This is a genomic window from Sinomonas albida (assembly GCF_004919045.1).
Lineage (GTDB): Bacteria > Actinomycetota > Actinomycetes > Actinomycetales > Micrococcaceae > Sinomonas > Sinomonas albida.
Map to the genome: position 1 here is coordinate 65,039 of NZ_SWDW01000003.1, position 21,541 is coordinate 86,579.

The 21,541-nt window shown below is 70.5% G+C and carries 23 protein-coding genes; 6 read left to right on the forward strand and 17 right to left on the reverse strand.

Going from position 1 to position 21,541, the window contains the following annotated elements:
- Positions 1-27 precede the first annotated feature (27 nt).
- Genes dapA through E6A26_RS03775 form a run of 3 tightly spaced genes read right to left on the reverse strand, consistent with a single transcriptional unit; the run spans position 28 to position 2,097 of the window.
- On the reverse strand, positions 28-936 hold the full coding sequence (dapA, locus tag E6A26_RS03765; RefSeq protein WP_136609862.1) for a 4-hydroxy-tetrahydrodipicolinate synthase: 909 nt from the start codon (positions 934-936) through the stop codon (positions 28-30).
- Between the two features lie 44 nt (positions 937-980).
- Complete coding sequence (locus E6A26_RS03770; RefSeq protein ID WP_136609863.1) at positions 981-1,730, reverse strand: carbon-nitrogen hydrolase family protein; 750 nt, start codon at positions 1,728-1,730, stop codon at positions 981-983.
- 31 nt (positions 1,731-1,761) lie between these two features.
- Complete coding sequence (locus E6A26_RS03775; RefSeq protein WP_136609864.1) at positions 1,762-2,097, reverse strand: hypothetical protein; 336 nt, start codon at positions 2,095-2,097, stop codon at positions 1,762-1,764.
- 91 nt (positions 2,098-2,188) lie between these two features.
- Between E6A26_RS03775 and E6A26_RS03780 the strand changes: the two genes are divergently transcribed.
- The gene (locus E6A26_RS03780; RefSeq protein ID WP_136609865.1) at positions 2,189-3,427 is read left to right on the forward strand and encodes a heparan-alpha-glucosaminide N-acetyltransferase domain-containing protein; all 1,239 of its coding nucleotides are present in this window, start codon (positions 2,189-2,191) and stop codon (positions 3,425-3,427) included.
- 17 nt (positions 3,428-3,444) lie between these two features.
- On the opposite strand, the gene E6A26_RS03785 is transcribed toward E6A26_RS03780, so the two are convergent.
- The 9 genes from E6A26_RS03785 to E6A26_RS03825 all read right to left on the reverse strand — a co-directional run bounded on the left by E6A26_RS03785 (position 3,445) and on the right by E6A26_RS03825 (position 10,722).
- Positions 3,445-3,918, reverse strand: a complete 474-nt coding sequence (locus E6A26_RS03785) for a hypothetical protein (protein WP_136609866.1) — start codon at positions 3,916-3,918, stop codon at positions 3,445-3,447.
- Between the two features lie 389 nt (positions 3,919-4,307).
- Positions 4,308-4,943 carry a DUF6318 family protein gene (locus E6A26_RS03790; RefSeq protein ID WP_136609867.1) on the reverse strand — a complete coding sequence of 212 codons (636 nt, stop codon included), beginning with the start codon at positions 4,941-4,943 and terminating at the stop codon, positions 4,308-4,310.
- 246 nt (positions 4,944-5,189) lie between these two features.
- A complete protein-coding gene (locus E6A26_RS03795) occupies positions 5,190-5,642 on the reverse strand; it encodes a tetratricopeptide repeat protein (RefSeq protein WP_136609868.1) in 453 nt (150 codons plus the stop codon).
- Between the two features lie 4 nt (positions 5,643-5,646).
- Positions 5,647-6,405 carry a 4-hydroxy-tetrahydrodipicolinate reductase gene (dapB, locus tag E6A26_RS03800; RefSeq protein WP_136609869.1) on the reverse strand — a complete coding sequence of 253 codons (759 nt, stop codon included), beginning with the start codon at positions 6,403-6,405 and terminating at the stop codon, positions 5,647-5,649.
- Positions 6,406-6,478: 73 nt separating this feature from the next.
- On the reverse strand, positions 6,479-6,943 hold the full coding sequence (locus E6A26_RS03805) for a molybdenum cofactor biosynthesis protein MoaE (protein WP_136609870.1): 465 nt from the start codon (positions 6,941-6,943) through the stop codon (positions 6,479-6,481).
- Positions 6,933-7,406 carry a MogA/MoaB family molybdenum cofactor biosynthesis protein gene (locus E6A26_RS03810; RefSeq protein ID WP_136609871.1) on the reverse strand — a complete coding sequence of 158 codons (474 nt, stop codon included), beginning with the start codon at positions 7,404-7,406 and terminating at the stop codon, positions 6,933-6,935. The genes E6A26_RS03805 and E6A26_RS03810 overlap by 11 nt, the downstream gene beginning before the upstream one ends.
- Positions 7,406-7,930 (reverse strand): cyclic pyranopterin monophosphate synthase MoaC, encoded by a 525-nt coding sequence (gene moaC, locus E6A26_RS03815; protein ID WP_136609872.1) that lies wholly within the window; start codon positions 7,928-7,930, stop codon positions 7,406-7,408. The genes E6A26_RS03810 and moaC overlap by 1 nt, the downstream gene beginning before the upstream one ends.
- Entirely contained in the window at positions 7,918-9,135 is a 1,218-nt protein-coding gene (locus tag E6A26_RS03820) for a molybdopterin molybdotransferase MoeA (protein ID WP_136609873.1), read from the reverse strand. The genes moaC and E6A26_RS03820 overlap by 13 nt, the downstream gene beginning before the upstream one ends.
- A gap of 3 nt (positions 9,136-9,138) precedes the next feature.
- The gene (locus E6A26_RS03825) at positions 9,139-10,722 is read right to left on the reverse strand and encodes a molybdopterin-dependent oxidoreductase (RefSeq protein ID WP_136609874.1); all 1,584 of its coding nucleotides are present in this window, start codon (positions 10,720-10,722) and stop codon (positions 9,139-9,141) included.
- Positions 10,723-10,776: 54 nt separating this feature from the next.
- Here E6A26_RS03825 and moaA point away from each other — a divergent pair, with 54 nt between their 5' ends.
- From moaA to E6A26_RS03850, 5 genes are all read left to right on the forward strand, one after another.
- A complete protein-coding gene (gene moaA / locus E6A26_RS03830) occupies positions 10,777-11,844 on the forward strand; it encodes a GTP 3',8-cyclase MoaA (RefSeq protein WP_234865053.1) in 1,068 nt (355 codons plus the stop codon).
- Positions 11,845-11,859: 15 nt separating this feature from the next.
- Positions 11,860-12,123: a MoaD/ThiS family protein gene (locus tag E6A26_RS03835; protein ID WP_136610040.1), complete on the forward strand. Its 264-nt coding sequence runs from the start codon at positions 11,860-11,862 to the stop codon at positions 12,121-12,123.
- A gap of 101 nt (positions 12,124-12,224) precedes the next feature.
- Positions 12,225-13,331, forward strand: a complete 1,107-nt coding sequence (locus E6A26_RS03840; RefSeq protein WP_136609876.1) for a LolA family protein — start codon at positions 12,225-12,227, stop codon at positions 13,329-13,331.
- On the forward strand, positions 13,328-14,317 hold the full coding sequence (locus tag E6A26_RS03845) for an ABC transporter ATP-binding protein (RefSeq protein WP_136609877.1): 990 nt from the start codon (positions 13,328-13,330) through the stop codon (positions 14,315-14,317). The genes E6A26_RS03840 and E6A26_RS03845 overlap by 4 nt, the downstream gene beginning before the upstream one ends.
- On the forward strand, positions 14,304-15,140 hold the full coding sequence (locus tag E6A26_RS03850) for an ABC transporter permease (RefSeq protein WP_136609878.1): 837 nt from the start codon (positions 14,304-14,306) through the stop codon (positions 15,138-15,140). Before E6A26_RS03845 ends, E6A26_RS03850 begins: the two co-directional genes overlap by 14 nt.
- On the opposite strand, the gene E6A26_RS03855 is transcribed toward E6A26_RS03850, so the two are convergent.
- The 5 genes from E6A26_RS03855 to kynA all read right to left on the reverse strand — a co-directional run bounded on the left by E6A26_RS03855 (position 15,141) and on the right by kynA (position 21,523).
- Positions 15,141-16,505: a M16 family metallopeptidase gene (locus tag E6A26_RS03855; protein WP_136609879.1), complete on the reverse strand. Its 1,365-nt coding sequence runs from the start codon at positions 16,503-16,505 to the stop codon at positions 15,141-15,143. It lies immediately after the preceding gene.
- A gap of 3 nt (positions 16,506-16,508) precedes the next feature.
- Positions 16,509-18,761 (reverse strand): polyribonucleotide nucleotidyltransferase, encoded by a 2,253-nt coding sequence (locus tag E6A26_RS03860; RefSeq protein ID WP_136609880.1) that lies wholly within the window; start codon positions 18,759-18,761, stop codon positions 16,509-16,511.
- 208 nt (positions 18,762-18,969) lie between these two features.
- Complete coding sequence (gene rpsO / locus E6A26_RS03865) at positions 18,970-19,239, reverse strand: 30S ribosomal protein S15 (RefSeq protein WP_136610041.1); 270 nt, start codon at positions 19,237-19,239, stop codon at positions 18,970-18,972.
- A 149-nt stretch (positions 19,240-19,388) separates the two neighbouring features.
- Positions 19,389-20,660: a kynureninase gene (locus E6A26_RS03870; RefSeq protein WP_136609881.1), complete on the reverse strand. Its 1,272-nt coding sequence runs from the start codon at positions 20,658-20,660 to the stop codon at positions 19,389-19,391.
- On the reverse strand, positions 20,657-21,523 hold the full coding sequence (gene kynA / locus E6A26_RS03875) for a tryptophan 2,3-dioxygenase (RefSeq protein WP_268815204.1): 867 nt from the start codon (positions 21,521-21,523) through the stop codon (positions 20,657-20,659). The genes E6A26_RS03870 and kynA overlap by 4 nt, the downstream gene beginning before the upstream one ends.
- Positions 21,524-21,541 lie beyond the last annotated feature (18 nt).

Genomic DNA, 21,541 nt, shown 5'->3' on the forward strand with positions numbered 1-21,541 from the left:
CGCGAGCCTTTGGCTAAGCACCGGCCGTCAGGCGAAATCCATTCCGGCTTCTGCCAGATCGGCGCGGATGAGGTCAAGCTCCGCGTCGCTGGGCTCGACGAGCGGCAGACGAACGGTGGAGCTGGGCAGGACTCCCTGCCAAGTGAGAACTTGCTTCGCGGCGACGGCACCCTGGACGCGGGTCATGATGCCGCGGATCACGGGGTCGAGCTCGAAGTGAATCTTGCGTGCGGCGGCGAAGTCGCCAGCGAGGCCCGCGTCGACGAGGGCCCGGAACTGCTTCGTGACAACGTGCGCGGTGACGCTCACGACGCCGAGCGCGCCCGCGGCCATCCACGGAAGCGTGAGCCCGTCGTCGCCCGAGTAGACGGCGAGATCGGTCTTGGAGAGCACGCGCGTGATGGAGGCGAAATCGGCCTTTGCGTCCTTGAGGCCCTTGATGTTGGGGTGCTCGGCAAGACGGATGATCGTCTCAGGCTGGATCGGGATGCCCGACCGGCCGGGGATGTCGTAGAGCATCACCGGGAGGTCGGTGGCGGAGGCGATCGTCTCGAAGTGCGCCTGCACGCCAGCCTGGCTGGGCTTGTTGTAGTAGGGCGTCACCAGGAGGAGGCCGTCGACGCCGAGCTCCGCTGCCCGACGAGAGAGGCTCACCGAGTGACGAGTGTCATTCGTTCCGGTGCCCGCGATGACCTTCGCGCGGCCGCCCACGGCCTCGAGGACGGCCTTGAACATGCCAAGGTTCTCCTCGTCGGTGAGCGTCGACGTCTCGCCAGTCGTGCCCGTGACGACGAGCCCGTCGCAGCCGTCGTCCACCAGCTTGGCCGCCAGCTGTCCAGTCGCCTCGTAGTCGACCTCGCCGTCCTTCGAGAAGGGGGTGACCATCGCGGTCAGGAGCGAGCCGAAGGTTGCGGTGCGAATGTCAGAATCAGCCATAGTAAAAACGTTACCCTGTCGCCGGAGCAAGTGGGCAACGGCGACTAGTGCCGGAAGCGCTCCAAGGCCGAGCGGAACAGGAGCGCCGAGACGACCTCGGACCCGGTGGTCCGCGCGTGGACGATGCGGTGCCCGTCAGGACCCCAGACCCCGCTCTCGCCGCACGAGCGGCCCAGCGACGTGGTGCCGCCCGCGTTGGCGAGGAGCGCGAAGAAGCGACTGTCCATGGCCCGCGCGCCGAAATGCAGATCGAGGCGCCGCTCCTCCCCCATCACGTACACGGCGGAGGCCGCATACAGATCCGCTCCTGCCTCCGCGGCCTGAGCGGCATGGCTCGGCATCGCGACGTCGAAGCACACGGCGAGCGCGATGCTCCAACCGTCGACGTCGACGAGCGTGGGCCCGTCGCCGGGCTCGAAGTAGTGCTGCTCCTCGCCGTGGACGTGCGTCTTGGGCGCGATGAGAGGCACCGTTCCGGGGCGCAGGAGCACCGAGGCGAGTCGAGGCGTCCCGTCCGGCTCGCGCACCGGCGCGCCGACGACGGCGATGATCCCCATGTCCTCACACGCCGCCTGGATTTCGGCGAGCTGGAGCGACGGATTGGTGAGCCAGCACGATTCGTCGTCGAGCCGCGAGAGGTCGTACCCGATAAGCGAAAGTTCCGGGAAGACCGCGACGCGGGCGCCGTGGCCGTCGGCGTCCTCGAGCGCGCGCACATGGCCCTCGATATTTGCGGAGATGCCGCCCTCGCTCGACTCGTACTGCACGGCGGCGACAGTGAGCTCAGCGGACATGCGGCCATCCTAGGCCATTTGGGTAACGGCCTCAGGTGCTGCTCGCGGGGCCGTCTACACGCCCGCCAGCGCGGCCTCCCATGAGGAGAACGAGCTGCGCCTCGGCGGCGCGGCGCAGTCCTTCCGCCCAGGCGGCGAGGCTGCCCGCCGCGAGCGAGAACTGGATGAGCTCCCCGGGTCGCAGGACCTCGAGATCGGCCTCCCCGAGGCGCCGCGTGAGTTCCGACGCCGGCGGTTCCCCCGCGAGCACGAGGCTGTCCGGACGCCAAGCTTCGTGGTCCCGGCTGCCGTGGCCCGCCGCCCCGTGGGACAGGTACGGAGCGACGGACCCGGACATCCTGGGCCCCGAGTGCTGTGGAGCGTCCATAGCTCGAGAGTAATCGAAGATATGTTCGAATCGCAAGAGGGTCCCCTGGTCCGAGCGCTGGCCGCGCTGGCCTCCGTGAGAGCATGAGCGCATGGCCCCGCGAACACCGAAACGGAAGTCGCCCGGCCAGCGCTTCGCCGAGCAACGGCTCACAGGCGTGGACTTGGCCCGAGGCGCCGCCCTGCTCGCGATGATGGCCACGCACCTCCTCCCGACCATCGCGCCGAACGCGGCCGGACACGCCGAGCCCACCTGGGTGGGGCTCGTCTTCTCGGGACGCGCAGCCGCGCTGTTCGCGGTCTTGGCTGGGGTGTCCCTTTCGCTGGGCCGGGTGCCCGCCGCCGTCAACCGGCTCGGCCTGGCGTTCCGTGCGGCGGTGATCGCCGCCGTCGGCCTTTCTCTCGGGATGCTGCAGGTCGACATCGCCGTCATCCTCGTGCAGTACGCGGTGCTGTTCTGGTGTGCGATACCGGTTCTGCGGCTCGGGCAGCGCGCGCTCGTGCTGCTCTCGAGCGCGTGGATCCTGCTGGCGCCGATCGCGACGTTCGAGCTCCGGCCGTGGCTTCTGGGCTCCACCGACCCCGCGCGACTCGGGCACAACCCCATGTGGCCCGACCTCGCCGATCCCCTCAAACTCGTCGGGGACCTCTTCGTGACTGGCTTCTACCCCGTGATCGAGTGGTTCGCCTATCTCCTCGTGGGGCTGTGGATCGGCAGGCTCCAGCTCCGGCGGTGGGGCGTGCAAGTGGGCCTCCTGTGCGGCGGCGCAGCAGCTGCGGTGCTCGCGAAGAGCGCCGAATGGGCGCTCATGGTTCCGCTGGGCGGCCGAGCGGCCCTGATGGAGACCCCGCAGGCGAGCCAGTGGCCGCTCGACGCCATGCTCCAGGCGAATCTGACGGGCGTCGACCAGAGCGGAAGCGTCTGGTGGCTCGCCACCGCAGCTCCGCATTCCGGCACGACCCTCGACCTCCTGCACACGGTAGGCACCTCGGCCGCCATCCTCGGGGCGTTCCTTCTCGTGGCCCGCATCAGGCCGCTCGAGCGAATCGGTCTGCTCCGGCCCCTCGCGGGCGCCGGCGGAATGACGCTCACGCTCTACACGGTGCACGTGTTCGCCGCCGCGTCGTCCGAGGGCGGCGGGACGCCCGGCCTCGAACGCGAGGGGCTGCTCGCCGTCCACATCGTCGCTGCGCTCTCCGTCGGGCTTCTCTTCAGGGCCAACGGGTGGCGCGGACCGCTCGAATGGGCCACCCACGGTGCCTCGAGGCTTGGGCGCATCAAACAGACGACGACGGCGCGCGGCTCGCGCGCGAAGAGTCCCCTTCGCTGAGACAGACCACCGGTGCGTCAACAGCCTTGGCCGTGGGGGTTGACGTTGCAGTCGTCGGCGTAGAGGCGGACTTCTGAGCGCCAGACTGACAGAGTCCGAGGCGCGGACGGGACCGTCGCCGTTCCGGCGATCGGCTGGAACGGACCGCCCTCGACCGAGAACTGGCCCGCGAAGACCGTCATCAGGGAGGCGGTCACATCCCCAGTGGCGGCGTAGGCGTGGCTCGTGGCCGTCTTCTCGCCCCAGCGGGCCGCCGGAATCGGGCCGCCGGGGGCCGCGGTAGTCAGCGTCGCGCCGTCCCCATACGACCACCGATACTCGGCCGGCGCGACCCGCACCTGGACATTCCGGCCCGCGATAGTGAGCTCGAAGGACTGCTCGGCCGGTTCGGCATAGAGGTTCGTCTCGGCACCCTTGAGCGTGTGCCGCTCCGGCTGCGCGCCTAGTACTGGCGCCGCGATCGGCAGCTCCCGCAGCTGCTTCTCCGTCACAGCCACCACGAGACCGCCGCCAGGACGCTCCGGCGGAGCGCCGTCATACATGCATGCCATTTCCGTCCGCTGCCAGTCCGTTGGCCCACTGGAGGACGAGCGAAACCACTGAACCATCACGCCATTCGGTTTTTCTGAACACTGGCCGTTCAGCTTGTTGCATAGCCCCGCGGAAATAGACTCCGCACCAGACACGCAGACCGGCTCGTAGGTATGGACATCAGCGTCGGCAGCGCGGGCTTGAGAGTCCGGTCGCGAATATTCGAGGCGACCATTTGTACTGCCAGAGACTCTGACTGCCTCCCCGTCAAACTCTCCCGCCAGCGATTCGGACGGCTGCAACACGATCAACAGAGCGGCCAGAATTTCCAGCCCTCGGATAGCCACTACTAGGCCTTGCCCGACTGCGACATCAGCCATCTGCCGACCTCAAATTTTGCGAGAACCGCCTTAGGTGCGCCCCCAGTCGACGCCTCGATGCTTTTGGCGACGGAACCGTCGCTCGAATATAGCGTCGATCGCGACTCATCGAGTGCGAAAAAGGCAAGTGCACGACCGTCGGCGTCTGGACGCATGTTCGAGGTGAATTCGGAGATCCACCACTTCGGACCGACGTTCCATTCGCCCTTCGACTTCGCTGTCTCAGCGCGTTCGATGTAGCCGTTGCACATCTTGCAATCCGGAAGTGAGATTTCCTTCAACGGACCGCTGTCTCCGGTTTCCAAGCCGTACGTGACCGTGTCCAACCAGTACTGCGTGAACGCAGCGAAGCCTTCCTTGGTGTTCTGCTTCGCGATCTCGGGCAGCTCGGGCCTCGGCAGGTTCCGCGCGGCGCCTGTGGAGCTCGCCGGAGTCGGGCGCGGGTCAGGGGTCGCGGGCGAGCTGACCGGCTGTGCCGATGTCGAAGCCCCGGATGGCGCAGCCTCGCCGGGTCCCGGGCCGCAGGCTGTCAGTGCCAGGCAGACGGCCACGACCACCGCCAGCACCGCAAACACAGATCCAGCAGAGCGGGCGGCAACGCCCATAACCACGAAGGGTGCCGAGCAGCGGAAAGTGCGACAGAGCCCCATTGACGTCCCCCAAGTCCGTCGGTGCTGATTCCGCGCCTAACACCGTAGTAATCGGCGACGCGGCATCTCCAACGTAGCGACCAGACGACGCGCCTAAGTTACCCGCTCCGAAAACTCGGTGGCACCAGCGGGTCCACGTCAGTGTTCCGCACCCCGAGCCGCCGCGAACTCAGTGCTCCGCCGGCAGAATCGTCGGCGAACTCAGCGGTGCAGCGAGATGGCCTTTCGCATGGCGGCTCGGGCGCGCTTGCGATCTCCCGAGGCGTCGTAGGCGAGGCCGAGGCGGTACCAGACGCGCCAGTCGTCGGGCGTCGCCTCGGCGTCGGCCTGATAGGCGGGGAACTCGGCGTCGGCCGCGTCCCGGACGATCCGACCGCCCGCGGTCCGCGGAAGGGTGTCCTCGGGAAGGCCGCCCTCGGCCTCGAGTTCGCGGCCGAGCCGCTCGAGCCCGGCCCCGAACATGAGCTCCCGCACGAGTGCCCACGCCCCGATGATCGGCAGGACGAGGTAGGCGGCGCCGATCGCCTTCGCGATCGGCTGGGGGTCGGCGAGCAGGAGAACGGCCCTGTTGAACGTCAGGACGAGGTAGAACACGAGGAGCAGCGCGATACCCGCCACCCAGAGCTTGGTCCGGTGGGACTTGATCCACTCCACGCGCTCAGAGCCCCAGATCGAGATAGCCGTCGAGCCCGACGGTCAGGCCCGGATGCGTGGCAACGGACCGCAGGCCCAGGAGCACGCCCGGCATGAACGAGGCCCGGTCGAACGAATCGTGCCGAATCGTGAGCTGCTCCCCCGGCCCGCCGAGCAGAACCTCCTGGTGCGCCACCAGCCCGCGCAGCCGCACCGCGTGGACGCGCACACCGTCGACGTCGGCGCCGCGCGCGCCGTCGAGCGTGGTCCGGGTCGCATCGGGCGACGGCGCGACGCCCGCCTCGGCGCGCGAGGCGGCGACAAGCTGGGCCGTGCGCACGGCCGTGCCGGAGGGGGCATCGACCTTGTCCGGATGATGCAGCTCGATGATCTCGACCGACTCGAAGTAGCGGGCGGCCTTGGCCGCGAACGCCGAGGCGAGCACGGAGCCCAGCGCGAAGTTGGGCGCGATCAGCACGCCGGTCTGGGGGTGCTCGGCCAGCAGGGCGCGGAGCGAGTCGAGCCGGTCGGTTGTCCATCCAGTCGTGCCGACCACGGCGTGCATCCCGTGTTCGACCGCGAAGCGCACGTTCGCCTCGGTGGAATCGGGAACGGTGAGGTCGACGACGTAGCGAGCTCCGGCGTCGACCATCGCGTCGAGCGAGTCGCCGCGCCCGAGCGCCGCCACGAGCTCCAGATCCGGCGCCGCCTCGACGGCCTTCACCGCCTCGGATCCCATGCGCCCGTTCGCGCCCAGCACTGCCACCGGAAGTCGTTCTGCCATGCCAAAAGCCTATCCGAGCGGAGCACCCGGAAAATCAGCCCAGACCGTCGGCCCAAAGCCCAAAGCCCAAAGCTCAGCCGAGCGCGGCCACCCACTCCTTGCCGCCGTCGTGGAAGAACTGTTCCTTCCAGATGGGCACCTCAGCCTTCACGCGGTCCACGAGGTCCGCGCAGAGCCGGAACGCCTCGCCGCGATGCGCCGAGGAGACGGCGCACACGAACGCCACGTCGCCCACGCCGAGCTCGCCGACGCGGTGCGAGATCCAGACGCGCATGGCCCGTTCGGACGGACCGTAGCGCTCGAGGTGCTCGGCCACCACTGCGTCGACCACTCCACGCAGCGTCGCGCTCGCCGTCGGGTGCGCGGTGTAGGAGAGCCGCAGGACGCCGCGGCCCTCGTCGTGGTCCCGCACGATCCCCGCGAAAGAGACGACGGCGCCCGCGTCCCGCGCGTCGACTGCCAGCCGCGCGGCGGCCTCGTCGAGCGGATCGGGCGTCACGTCCGCGTGGACGATCTCCACGCCCGGCTCAGTGCCCATGACTTCCCTCCAGCTGGTCGCACAGGTGCCCGATGAGCGGATCGAGCACCGAGAGGCCATCCATCACGCCGGACGGCGAGCCCGGAAGGTTCACCACGAACGTCGTCCCGGAAACTCCCGCGTAGCCCCGGCTCAAAGCCGCGAGCGGAGTCTTCGCGGCGCCTGCACGCCGCAGTGCCTCCATGATCCCCGGCACCTCCCGTTCGAGGAGGGGCCGCGTCTGCTCAGGCGTCACGTCGTCCGGGCTCAGGCCCGTTCCGCCGCTGGTCACCACCACGGCCGGCGAGAGCGCCAGGAGCGCCCGAAGGGCCGCCCCCACAGACGGGCCGTCCGGGACCACGGCAGCCGGGACGACGTCGAAGCCGTGCTCGGTGAGCCAGTCCGCGATGATGGGTGCGGAGCGGTCCTCGTACACGCCGGTGGCCGCGCGCGTCGACGCGATGACGATCCCCGCGCGGCGCATCAGGGCGCCCCCACCGCGGGACCCGGCCGGTCGAGCGCCCAGTCGCCGCTCTTCCCGCCGCTCTTGGCGAGCACCTGCACGTCGGACACGATCGCGTGGTGGTCCACAGCTTTGATCATGTCGTAGACGCCGAGCGCCGCGATGGTCACCGCCGTGAGCGCCTCCATCTCGACGCCGGTGACGCCCCGGGTCTTCACCGTGGCGAGCACCCGGACCGACGCCTCGCTGAGCTCGAAATCCACCGTCACCTTCGAAATGGGCAGTGGGTGGCACAGCGGAATGAGGTCTGGCGTCTTCTTGGCGGCCATGATCCCCGCGATGCGGGCCACGGCGAGCGCGTCCCCCTTCGGGAGCCCTCCCTCGCCGAGGAGGGCGAGGACCTCGGGGGTGGTCCGCAGGATGGCCTGGGCCGTGGCCTCGCGGCTCGTCTCGGGCTTCTGGCTGACGTCGACCATGTGTGCGCTGCCGTCGGCCCGCACGTGGGTGAGGTGCGTCTGTGGCTGGGAGTCGTTCACAGGAGCCATACTTCCACGTCGTCTCCGGCGGCCAGCACCGTGACGTCCTCGGGGACGAGGACGAGGGCGTCCGACTCCGCGAGCGCCCCGAGCAGATGTGATCCCGGGCCTCCGACGAGGACGACGGCGCCGCCCTCCAGCCGCGCCCGGCGCACCTGGAGCTTGCCCGCGGGCGATTCGAGGGGCTGGGCGAGCGGGAGCGTGAGGCGGCGCCGCGCGGCGGGCACACCGAGCAGCTCCGCCAGGACCGGCCGCAGGAGCACCTCCCACGAGACCCAGCAGCTCACGGGGTTGCCGGGGAAGCCGAGGAACGGAACGCCGGCCACGGTCCCGATCCCCTGCGGCCCCCCTGGCTGCATCGCGAGGTGGGCGAAGACGACCGGATGCTCGGCGAGCGCGAGCTTCGTGGCCTCGAACGCGCCCTTCGACACCCCGCCCGTCGTGATGACGAGGTCGGCCCACGTCGCGGCATCGGCGAGCTCGGCGAGAAGCTCGCCGGGCTCATCGCTCCGGACCGTCGTGGCGGTTGCGTCGACGCCCGCCTCCCGCAGCGCCGCGGAAAGGAGCGTGGAGTTGGCATCGTGGATCTGCCCCGGCCTGAGCTCGGCCCCGGGGGCTGCGAGCTCGGCGCCGGTGCTCACGAGCGCGACGCGCAGGGGGGCGCGGACCGCCACCTCGGCGAGGCCGAGGCCGGCCACGAGTCCCAGCTGGGTGGGCCCGAGGCGGGTTCCCGCGGCGAGGACGACGGCGCCAGCCGCCACATCGCTCCCCGTCCGCCTCACGAACGTCCCCGGCTCGACGACGGGAAGCGTCACCGCCTCGACGTCCGCGAACCGGGGCGGCACGGCCCGCTCGACGGGGACGACGGCATCCGCCCCCTCCGGCACCATCGCGCCGGTCATGATCGGCGCCGCGTGCCCTGGCTCGAGGCGCGCGGGGAGGGCTCCGGCCGGGATGGGCGCCACCACCGCGAACTCGCGCCGCGCGCCGTCGTCGTCCGTCCCGCCCACGCGGCCCGCCAAGTCCGCCGCGCGCACAGCAAAGCCGTCCATCTGCGAGTTGTCGAACGGGGGAAGGCTCACGGGCGCCACGAGGTCCTCAGCGAGCGCCAGGCCCAAGGCCTCGTCAAGGGGGCGCCGCTCCGGCTCTCGGGTGGCGAGCGGCGCGAGGAGCGCGCGGATCGCCGATCGGTGTGCCGCGACGCTCGTCCCCATGTATCAGGCTCCTGCCTCGATCGTGATGGTGTGGTATCCCGTGGCCCCGTTCGGCGGGGGCGGCGCGGCCTGTTGGACCTGGAGCGCGCCGGTGCCGTCCGTGGCCCGAACGCTCACCTGATGCCGCCCGGACGTGAGCTGCACCTTCGCTGACCATTGGTACCACGTGTCGCGGGAGATGCCGGTTCCGAGCGTCGCAGGCTGCCACACGCCCTCATCCACCCGGACCTCGACCGCGGAGACGCCTCGATGCTGCGCCCACGCGACTCCGGCGAGCGTCACGGTGCCCACGCCTACGCGGGCCCCGTCGCGCGGCACATCGATGCGGGAGGACGTCTTGATGGGACCGTGGTCGGACCAGCCCCGCGTGCTCCAGTACGCCTGCTCCGCCGCGAACGTGGTGAGCTTGAGCTCCGTGACCCATTTGGTGGCGGACACGAAGCCGTACAGTCCCGGCACGATCATCCGCACCGGGAAGCCATGCTCGGGTGGGAGCGGCTCGCCATTCATGCCGATCGCGAGGATCGCGTCGACGCCCGGATCCATGAGGGTCTCGAGCGGGGTGCCAGCCGTGAAGCCGTCCACGCTCCGCGAGAGCACCATGTCAGCGCCGGACTTGGGACGAGCCTGCGCGAGGAGCTCGCGCACCGGCCAGCCGAGCCAGCGTGCGTTCCCGATGAGGTCTCCCCCGACCTCGTTCGAGACGCACGCGATCGTCACATAGCGCTCGATGAGCGGCTTGGCGAGGAGGTCCTGCCACGAAAGGGCCACCGGCTGCTCGACCATGCCGGTCACCTGCAGCCTCCAGCCGTCCGGATCGACGGACGGGACCACGAGAGCCGTGTCGATGCGGTAGAACGACGAATTCGGGGTCACGAGGGCGGTCACCCCGGCCACGCCGAGATCGGCGTTCGGGGGAATGCTCGGGGCGGACGACGACGGCGACGGGAGCCGCAGCGCCTCCCGCGCCGCGCTCGCAGCCAGGGTCGTCCCTCGGACGACGGCCGTGAACACGGCGCCCAAGGCCACGACGATGGCGCTTCCGGCCATCGACCGGACGAAGCCGCGGCGCGAGAGGCCCGGCTCGGGCTCGATGACGCTCAGGCCCGAGCGGAGCCGGCCGATGAGCCAACGCACCATGGCCACCGCAACGATCGCCGCCACGACGGCGCACGCGAGCGCGAGCGGACTCACGAGGGAGCGCGACGCGACGGCGGCGATGCCCGCGACTCCGATGAGCGCAGCGAGGCCCACGCCCGTGCCGGGGCGCCTCAGCTCGAGCACCCCGGAGGCAGCCCCGAGGGCCACGAGCACGACGCCGATCGCGCTGACGAGGAACGTCTTGTCCCCTGTCCCGAACGTCTGGATGGCCCATTCCTTGGCCGCGGGCGGGGCGAAGTCGACCACCGCGCTCCCGACGGCGGCGACCGGGCTGAGCGATGGGCTTGCAAGCCCGGCGAGGAGTTCGCCGGACAGGACTCCGGCGACGGCGGAGAGCACGCCGGCCGCTGCCGCCCACCAGTGTGGGTGCCGCGCGACGCGTGTTCCGGTGCCCGTGCTCAAACCTGTGCCTGTAGGCACTCCCATGCCTCCAGAATAGGTCCGTTGGCGTACCGTAGATCTATGACTGTCCCGCTCGGCATGCCGCAGCTGCAGGCGAGCCTGCGGGCCGTGGACCGTCCCGTGTTCGACGGACTGCGCGACCGCTACGGACGCGTCGCGACGGATCTGCGGCTCTCGCTCACCGACAAGTGCAATCTGCGCTGCTCGTACTGCATGCCTGCGGACGGCCTTCCCTGGCTCGCGAAGGATGCGGTGCTCTCCGCCGAGGAGATCGTGCGCATCGTGGGGATCGGCGTGCGCGTGCTCGGCGTCCGCGAACTGCGCCTCACGGGCGGCGAGCCGCTGGTCCGGGCCGACGTCGTGGAGATTATCGCGGCCCTCCGCACCGCGAATCCCGAGCTCCCGATCGCTCTCACCACCAACGCCGTGGGACTCGACAAGAAGGCCGTCGCGCTCAAGGCCGCGGGCCTCACGCGCATCAACATCTCGCTCGACACGCTGCATCCCGAGACGTTCGAGCAGCTCGCCCGGCGCCCGTTCTTCGACCGCGTCCTCGCGGGCATCGAGGCTGCGGACGCGGCGGGCCTCGGCCCCATCAAGATCAACTCCGTGCTCATGCGCGGCATCAACGACGCCGACGCGCCCGACCTCCTCGCGTGGTGCCTCGAGCGCGACTACGAGCTGCGCTTCATCGAGCAGATGCCGCTCGACGCGGACCACGGCTGGACGCGCGAGGGCATGGTCACGGCGGGCGAGATCCGCGAGATGCTCGGTGAGCGCTTCAGGCTGTCCCCCGATCCGAGGGCGCGCGACGGCGCCCCGGCCGAGCGCTTCCAGGTGCGGGCCCGCGACGACGAGGCCGTCCTCGGCACGGTCGGCATCATCGCGTCCGTCACCGAGCCGTTCTGCGCAGACTGCAAGCGCACCCGCATCACGGCCGAAGGCAAGGTCATGAGCTGCCTCTTCTCGCACGAGGAGGTCGACTTGCGGGGACTGCTCCGTGCGGGTGCGAGCGACGACGAGGTCGCCTCGCTCTGGCAGGACGCGATGTGGCTCAAGCCCCGTGGCCACGGCATGGACCACACCGGACTCGGCGACGCGGACTTCGTGCAGCCGGACCGCTCGATGAGCGCGATCGGCGGCTGAGGCTGCGCGATGGTCATCACCGTGCGGTACTACGCCGCTGCCCGAGCGGCTGCGGGCGTCGAAGCCGAGCCCCTCGAGGTGCCCGACGGCGGCACGCTCGCCTCCGCGCTCGAGGCCGTGCGCGCCGTCGTCCGCTCCCCGGAGCCGGGGGCGCCCCAGCTCGCCGACGTGCTGCGGCGCTGCTCCTTCCTGGTCAACGAGATCGCCGCGAAGGACCCGCTGCGCCCCCTCGCCCCGGGCGATCAGCTAGACGTGCTCCCGCCGTTCGCGGGCGGCTAGCGCGCCCTGGGACGCCGCCCCCGAACGTACGACTCTGGGATGACGACACCCGCACACGCCCGGCGTAGCGTGGAGGGAGAGACTGTTCTGGAGGTCGTCACATGAAGCGTATCTGGACCCGCTGGCTGCCCGCGGCCGCCGTCCCTGCCGTCATCGCCGTCGGCGTGCTTGCTGCGGGAGCCGCCGCGGTGAGCCCGCCCCCTCCCGCGACGCCCGAGCAGGTGCTGGGCCTTGTCGCGTCCCACGCGGCGCGCCAATTCTCGGGAACCGTCGAGGAGAAGGCTGACCTCGGCCTGCCGTCGATTCCGTCCCAGGCGCTCGCCCCCGCGACGAAGAGCGCCACGCTCGGCTCCGAGGCCGCGCTTCTCGAACTGCTCACGACCGCGCACACGGCGCGCGTGTACGCGGACGGGCCGACGAAGCTCCGGGTCCAGGTCATGGACCAGCTCGCCGAGCGCGACGCGATCCGCAACGGCAACGACGCCTGGACGTTCGACTCGAAGACCAACGAGGTCACGCACACGACGCTCCCGGCTGGCACCGGGTCCGAGCCCAGCCCGACCGCGAAGGCTCCTGTCATGACGCCGGACCAGCTCGCGCAGCGCTTCCTCGCCGCCGCGGGCCCCAGCACGAACGTGACGCTCGGCCAGTCCGCACCGGTGGCCGGCCATAGCGCGTACGCCCTCGTCCTCACGCCGAAGACGTCGGGCACGCTCGTGAGTTCGGTCCAGATCGCTGTCGAGGCGCAGACTGGGCTTCCGCTCTCGGTCGACGTGTACGCGAAGGGCCAGAAGGACCCGGCCTTCCACTCCGCGTTCACGAAGCTCGACCTGGGCGCCCCGGACGCGTCGGTCTTCGCGTTCACTCCCCCAGCCGGTGCGACCGTGAAGCAGCAGCCCGCGCCCACGCCGAAGGCTTCGGCCGGCACCATGCCGAAGTCTCCGTCAACCGCCTCGCCGAAGGCTTCGGCGGGCACCACGCCCAAGTCTCCGGAGAGCGCTCCCAGCTGGGACACGGTCCTCGTCGTGCCGGCCGCGAAGGTTCCTGCGGGGCTCCTGGACCAGCCACTGGTCAAGCAGCTCGCGACGCCGGTCGCCGGCGGGCGCCTGCTTTCGTCGTCGCTCGTGAACATCCTCATCACCGATGACGGGCGCGTGCTCGCCGGAGCCGTCCCCGCCTCGACCCTCCTCGCCAAGGCGGCCCAGTGAGCCCAGCCGCGGAGGGCGCCGGTAAACCCAGCCTCGCGGCCAGTCCTGAGACCGCCGTCCGGACGGAGGGACTCACGAAGCGCTTCGGCCGGCACCACGCCGTCGACGGCCTCGACCTCACGGTCCCGCGCGGCGCGGTCTTCGGCTTCCTCGGCCCGAACGGTTCCGGCAAGACGACGACGATCCGCATGCTCCTGGGCCTCGTCTCCCCGACCGCTGGGCGCGTCGAGGTCCTCGGCGAGGAGATGCCGGCACGGCTCATGGGGGTCCTCCCCCGCGTCGGCGCCCTCGTGGAGGGCCCCGCGTTCTATCCGTTCCTGAGCGGCGAGGCGAACCTCCACCGCCTCGACACAGCGGATCTCAGGGCACCGGTTCGGACCCGCGGGGAACGGGTCAAGTCAGCCCTGGAGCGCGTGGGGCTCGAGCACGCCGCCCACAAGCGGGTCCACGCCTACTCGCTCGGCATGAAGCAGCGGCTGGGACTCGCGGCCGCGCTCCTCGCACCCCGCGAGCTGCTCGTGCTCGACGAGCCGACGAACGGCCTCGACCCCCAGGGCACGCGCGAGGTCAGGAGCCTGATCCGCTCGCTCGCCCAAGACGGCACCACCGTGTTCGTCTCGAGCCACCTCCTCGCCGAGGTCGAGCAGATCTGCACCCACGCGGCGATGCTCCGCACCGGGAAGCTCGTGGCACAGGGCACGCTCGACGAGCTCCGCGGGGCCGCGCTCCCGCGCGTCGAGGTGCGCACTCCAGACGAGTCCCAGGCCGCCGAGGTGCTGCGCGGACTGGGGCTGTCTCCCGAGCGCTCGGCACCTGGCACGGTGGTCGCCTCGAGCGCAGCGAACGACGGCGCGCCCGCGCCCGAGGAGGTCGTCGCGGCGCTCGTCGGGGCCGGGGTCCGCGTCCGCGGGTTCGCTGCCGCTGCCGCGAGCCTCGAGGAACGCTTCGTCGAGCTCACGGGAGAGGGGTTCGATGTTGCTCAGTAGCGCGCCAGCCAGCGCCCGGCTCTTCGTGTCGGAGCTGTCCGTCCTGTTCCGCCGCTGGCGCACGTGGACCATGCTTGCGGCGCTCGCCGCTGTTCCGGTCCTCATCGGGCTCGCGGTGCGCTTCTCGCCCAAGGGACCCCCCAGCGGCCGGGGCCCGGCATTCCTCGACCAGATCACGCACAACGGCCTGTTCGCCGGCGTCGTGGGGCTCGTGGTCTGCACGCCGCTGTTCCTGCCGCTCACGGTCGGAGTCGTCGCGGGAGACACGATCGCGGGCGAGGCGAACCTCGGCACCCTGCGGTATCTCCTCGCGGCCCCGGCCGGACGGGTGCGGCTCCTCGTCGTGAAGTACCTCGCGTCCGCGGTGTTCTGCGTCGCGGCGGCGCTCGCCGTCGTCGTCGGCGGGACGCTCACGGGGGCCGTGCTGTTCCCCCTCGGGCAGGCGACGCTCCTCTCGGGGGACACGATCAGCCCGGGCGAGGCGTTCGGGAGGCTCCTGCTCATGGCGGGGTACGTCACCGTCTCGCTGCTTGGGCTCTCGGCGATCGGCCTCTTCGCGTCGACGATGACGAACGTCCCCGTCGGCGCGATGGCCGCGACGATCGTCCTGGCCGTCGTCTCGCAGGTGCTCGACGCGCTCGACCAGCTCGACTGGCTGCACCCCTGGCTCTTCAGCGACCATTGGCTCTCCGTCGCCGACCTGCTGCGCGAGCCGATCGCGTGGGGCTCGTTCGGCGAGAACACGCTCCTGCAGCTCGGCTACATCGCGCTCTTCGGCGCGCTCGCCTACGGGCGGTTCACGACGAAGGACGTTCTCGCGTAGCTACAGGGCCAGCCCGAACGTCTCGGTCTCCTCGAACGGGCCCACGACCGTGATGGTGCGCGGTGCGGCCGCAAGCTGGGCCGCGAGCTCGCGCACCTGCTCGGCCGTGACGGCGCGGATCTGCGCGAGCGTCTCGTCGACGTCCTGGAACTCTCCCGAGACGAGCTCGGCGCGGCCCAGCCGGGACATGCGCGAGCCCGTGTCCTCGAGAGCGAGGACGATGCCGCCTGAGAGCTGGCCCACGGCCTTGCGCAGTTCCTCGTCCGTGACGCCCTGCGCCGCGAGCTTTGCGAGTTCCGCGTCCATGAGCGCGAGCACCTGGGGAACCTTGGCGGGCGCGCAGCCCCCGTACATGCCGAAGTAGCCCGCGTCGGCGTAGGCGGACGCGAACGAATACGTCGAGTACACGAGGCCGCGCTTCTCACGGATCTCCTGGAAGAGCCGCGACGACATGCCACCGCCGAGCACGGCGTTGAGCACGCTCATGACGTAGCGGCGATCGTCGGTCGCCGTGATCGACGGGCACCCCACGATCACGTTGGCCTGCTCGACCTGCCGCTTCACCACGTTCAGCCCGGGACGCCCGCTGATCTCGGCCGCCGCCGTCGAACGCCGCGGCGTCGGAGCGGCGCCGTCGTCGAGCTTCCAACCCGCGGACTGCAGCGCCTCGAGCACGAGGCGGCACACCGTGCCGTGGTCGAGACCGCCGGCCGCCGTCACCACGAGCTCGGACGGGCGGTAGTAGCGGCAGTAGTGCTCCCACACGGAGTCGCGGGCGACGGCGCGGATCGCCTCGGGCGTTCCCCCGATGGGGCGCCCGAGCGGATGCCCGCCGAGCACCGAGGCGACGAAGTTCTCGTGGGCGACGTCCGTGGGGTCGTCGCCGTCCATCGCGATCTCCTCGAGGATCACGCCGCGCTCCTGCTCGAGCTCGTCGCGGTCGAGCACGGCGGACGTGACCATGTCCGCGATGACGTCGATCGCCATGGGCAGGTCCGTGTCGAGCACGCGCGCGTAGTAGCACGTGCTCTCCTTGGCCGTCGCGGCGTTGGACTCGCCGCCCACCTCGTCGAAGGCGGAGGCGATCTCCAGGGCGGTGCGGCGGTGGGTCCCCTTGAAGAGCAGGTGCTCGAGGAAGTGGGTTGAACCGTGCTGGCCCGCGGCTTCGTCACGGGACCCGACGCCGACCCAGAAGCCGATCGACGCCGACCGCTGGCCGGGCATCGCTTCCGTGAGGACGCGGACGCCCCCGGGCAGGATGGAGCGGCGCACGACGGCGCCCCCATCCTGCCCGAAGATCGTAGTCGACGACGGCGCGCCGTCCACGAGCTGGCCGGAGGTCAGCGGCAAGGCGACACTGGCCATCGGCTACGCGTCGGCAGCCTCGACGGCCGCGTCGGCCTGAGCGGCCTCGGCGGGAGCTTCGCCCTCTTCGACCACAGGAGCGAGCGAGAGCTTGCCGCGGTCGTCGATCTTCGTGATCTCGACCTGGACCTTCTGGCCCACCGAGACGACGTCCTCGACGTTGTCCACGCGCTTGCCGCCGGCGAGCTTGCGGAGCTCCGAGATGTGCAGGAGGCCGTCCTTGCCCGGCGTGAGCGAGACGAAGGCGCCGAACGTCGTCGTCTTCACCACGGTGCCGAGGTAGCGCTCGCCGACCTCGGGCAGCTGCGGGTTCGCGATCGCGTTGATCGCGGCCCGGGCGGCCTCGGCCGAGGAGCCGTCGGTCGCGCCGATGAGCACGGTGCCGTCGTCCTCGATGGAGATGTCGGCGCCCGTGTCCTCCTGGATCTGGTTGATCATCTTGCCCTTGGGCCCGATGACCTCGCCGATCTTGTCCACGGGGATCTTGATCGCGATGATGCGCGGCGCGAACTCGGACAGCTCGTCCGGGCCCTCGATCGCGGCGTTGATCACGGAGAGGATGTGAAGCCGGGCCTCGCGGGCCTGCTTGAGCGCGGCCGCGAGGACGGAGGCCGGGATGCCGTCGAGCTTCGTGTCCAGCTGGATCGCTGTCACGAACTCGCTCGTGCCCGCGACCTTGAAGTCCATGTCGCCGAACGCGTCCTCCGCACCGAGGATGTCGGTGAGGGCCGCGTAGCGGGTCTGGCCGTCGACCTCGTCGGAAACGAGGCCCATCGCGATACCGGCCACGGGGGCCTTGAGCGGCACACCCGCGTTGAGGAGCGAGAGCGTCGAGGCACACACGGAGCCCATGGACGTCGAACCGTTGGAGCCGAGGGCCTCGGACACCTGGCGGATCGCGTACGGGAACTCCTCGCGGGACGGCAGCACGGGCACGAGCGCGCGCTCGGCGAGGGCACCGTGGCCGATCTCGCGACGCTTCGGCGAACCGACACGGCCCGTCTCACCCGTCGAGTACGGCGGGAAGTTGTAGTTGTGCATGTACCGCTTGCGCGTCTCGGGCGAAAGCGAGTCGATCTGCTGCTCCATCTTGAGCATGTTGAGCGTCGTGACGCCGAGGATCTGCGTCTCGCCGCGCTCGAAGATCGCCGAACCGTGGACGCGCGGGAGCACCTCGACCTCGGCCGTGAGCTGGCGGATGTCCGTGAGGCCGCGGCCGTCGATGCGGATCTGGTCTCGGAGGATGCGCTGGCGCACGACCTTCTTCGTGACCGAGCGGAACGCGGCGGAGAGCTCCTTCTCGCGGCCTTCGAACTGGCCGGCGAGCTGGGCGATCACCTCGTCCTTGAGCTCGTCGGACGCCGCGTCGCGCTCCTGCTTGTCCGCGATGCTGAAGACCTGCGCGAGGCGCTCGGCCGCGGCAGCGTCAACCGCGTCGTACGCGTCCTGCTCGTAGTCGAGGAAGACCGGGAACTCGCTCGTCGGCTTCGCGGCGCGCTCGGCGAGGTCCTGCTGGGCCTCGCACAGGGCGCGGATGAACGGCTTCGCGGCCTCGAGGCCCTCGGCGACGACCTCTTCGGTCGGGGCGGTGGCACCCTCGCCCTTGATGAGGTTCCAGGACTGCTCCGTGGCCTCGGCCTCGACCATCATGATGGCGATGTCGTCGCCCGCGAGGCGGCCGGCCACGACCATGTCGAACGTCGCGTTCTCGAGCTGCGAGTGCTTCGGGAAGGCCACCCACTGCGAGCCCTGCGCATCGTGCACGAGGGCGACGCGCACGCCACCGATCGGGCCCGAGAAGGGCAGGCCCGCGAGCTGCGTGGACATCGACGCCGCGTTGATCGCGACGACGTCGTAGAGCTCGTCCGGGTTGATCGAGAGGACGGTCACGACGACCTGGACCTCGTTGCGCAGGCCCTTGACGAACGCGGGGCGCAGCGGGCGGTCCATGAGGCGGCACGCGAGGATCGCGTCCGTGGACGGGCGGCCCTCGCGGCGGAAGAACGAGCCGGGGATGCGGCCCGCGGCGTACATGCGCTCCTCGACGTCGACCGTGAGCGGGAAGAAGTCGAAGCCCTCGCGCGGGGCCTTGCCGGCCGTCGTCGCGGAGAGCAGCGCGGTCTCATCGTCGATGTACGCCATCGCGGAGCCGGCGGCCTGCTTGGCCAGACGGCCCGTCTCGAAGCGCAGGACGCGCTGGCCGAAGCGGCCGTTGTCGATGACGGCCTCGGCGAACTGGATCTCGGGACCCTCCATGGGAGAGCCACCTCCATTCATATCGGAGGAGGCGGCGGGAACCCGGTCTTCGATCGAGGCCCTTGGCGCGACCGGGGTCGAGCTCAAGAGCCACTACCGAGGACCGCAGATTGCCGGAGCCTCCAGTGGTTTTCGTAGTCGGAGTGTAAACGCTTGCGTACTGAAACGGCCCGCCGCACCCCAGAGGGATAGGCGGGCCGCTCCAAGACTACCGGCGCAGGCCGAGACGCTCGATGAGCGAGCGGTAGCGGTCGATGTCGGTGTCGTGCAGGTAGGCGAGCATGCGCTTGCGACGGCCCACGAGCGCGAGGAGCCCGCGCTGCGTGTGGAAGTCGTGCTTGTGCTGCTTCATGTGCTCAGTCAAGTCCTTGATGCGCTTCGTCAGAACGGCGATCTGGACCTCGGGGGACCCGGTGTCGCCTTCCTTCGTGGCATATTCCTTGATGATTTCCTGCTTGACGGCGGGATCCAAAGCCATTGAGCTCAGTACCTCTCGTTTCGTGCCGTGCGGCCCGCCGGACGCTTCGTCCCCGGGGAACCCCGGTTCCGCGGGCCTCCCGAGCGGGAAGCCGGAACCGGCGCGGCCCAGGCCGCCACGGACTGCAGCGAGGGCCACCGAAGATTCTATCAAACTGGGAGGCCTGCGTCCGAGCGAGCCAGTTCGTCCCGGATCGCCTCGATTCCTCGGAGCGTCTCGCCGTAGCCCGTGCTGAGCGGCGAGAGCCCGAGACGGAGCCCCTGTGGTGCTCGGAAGTCGGGGATCACTCCCCTGGCCCAGAGCCGCTGCGTGAGTTCGCGGAAGCCTGGGTGCTCAAGGGTCACGTGTCCGCCGCGCACGGCAGCCTGCTCGGGCGAAGCGAGCGTCACGCCGAGCGGCGCGAGCAGTTCGCGATGCGCTGCGATGGCGAACTCGGTGAGCGCAACCGACTTCTCCCGGATCGCGGCGATGCCGGCCTCCTCGACGAGGGAGAGCATGCCCGTGAGCGGAAGCATCGCGAAGATCGGCGGCGTCCCGCTGATGAATCTGCGGATCCCGTCCGCGGGCTCGTACCCCGGGCCCATCTCGAACGCGTCCCGCCGGCCGAGCCAGCCCTGGATCGGCTGCCGCAGCGCGGGCAGATGGCGGGCGGCGATGTAGGCGAACGCCGGCGAGCCGGGTCCGCCATTGAGGTACTTGTACGTGCAGCCCGCCGCAAAGTCGGCGCCCCACGCGTCGAGCTCCACGGGGACGGCCCCCGCCGAGTGGCACAGGTCCCACACCACGAGCGCCCCCGCCGCGTGGGCGAGCGCGGTGATGGCCCGCGCGTCGGCAATGTACCCGGAGCGGTAGGCGACGTGGGAAAGGACGACGACGGCGGTGCGCTCCGAAATCGCCTCGGCGGCCTGCGCCCCGGTCACCCCGGTCAACGGGTCGGCGTCGATCCAGCGCACGGACATGCCCCGCTCGGCCGCGATCCCGTCCACGAGGTACCGGTCGGTCGGGAAGTTGTCCGTGTCCGCGACGATCTCAGTCCGGGCCGGTCCCGCCGGATCGGCGTTGGCCAGCTCGATTGCGGCACGGATGAGCTTGTACAGGTTGACGGTGGTCGAATCGGCCACGACCGTCTGGCCCGCGGCAGCGCCGAGGCATGCGGCCCCGAGGCGATCCCCGAGCTCGAGCGGCAGGTCGAGCCACCGCTCGTCCCAGCCGCGAATGAGCCGGCCTCCCCATTCGTCCTCCGCGAACCGGCGCACATCGTCCGCCGTGCGGCGCAGGGGCCGCCCCAGGGAGTTCCCGTCGAGATAGGAGGTGACCTCCGGCGAGTCGACGAAGAGCCCGCGGAACCGCGCGAGGGGATCGCCGGCGTCGAGCGCTTCCGCCCGCGCGGCGAGCCCGCTCACCGTGGCTGGCCCGCTCACCGGCCGACCTCCGTCCGCACCGCGAAGAGCTCGGGGAAGAACGTGAGATCGAGGGCCTTCCGCAGGAAGCCCACGCCGCTCGAGCCGCCCGTCCCGCTCTTCAGGCCGATGGTGCGCTGGACCGTGCGCAGGTGACGGAACCTCCACAGCTGGAAGTTGTCCTCGAGGTCCACGAGCTCCTCGCACGTCTCGTACGCCGCCCAATGCTGCTCGGCGTTCTCGTAGATGTCCTTGAACAAGGGAACGAGGGCCGCGCTGAAGGCATGGGCCGTCCGCACGTCCCGTTCGAGCACCTCGGGCGGGACGGCGTAGCCGTGGCGCGAGAGGTAGCGCAGGAACTCGTCGTAGAGGCTCGGCGCGTCGAGGAGCTCCTCGAGCTGGGCGCGCATCTCGGGCTCGGAGTCGAACACGGGGAGCATGCCGGAGTTCTTGTTGCCGAGGATGAACTCGACCGAGCGGTACTGGCCCGACTGGAACCCCGAGGCGTGGCCCAGGAAGCCTCGGAACTGCGCGTACTCGTGTGGCGTGAGGGTCGCGAGCACGCTCCACTGCTCCGTGAGCGTCTTCTGGATGTGCTTGACGCGGGCGATCGCCTTGAGCGCCGCGCCGAGGTTGTCCTCGCGGAGCCAGCCGCACGCGCTGCGGAGCTCGTGGAGCACGAGCTTGAGCCACAGCTCGGTGGTCTGGTGCTGGATGATGAACAGCAGCTCGTCGTGATGCTCGGGTACGCTCACGGGGTGCTGGGCGCTCAGGAGGCGGTCGAGCTCTAGATAGCCGCTGTAGGTCATGCGGCCCGCGAGGTCGCGCACGATCCCGTCTTCGAGCGCGCGCGTGTTCTCGGGGGGTGAGGTGAGATCTGTCACCTAAGCAAGGGTAATGAC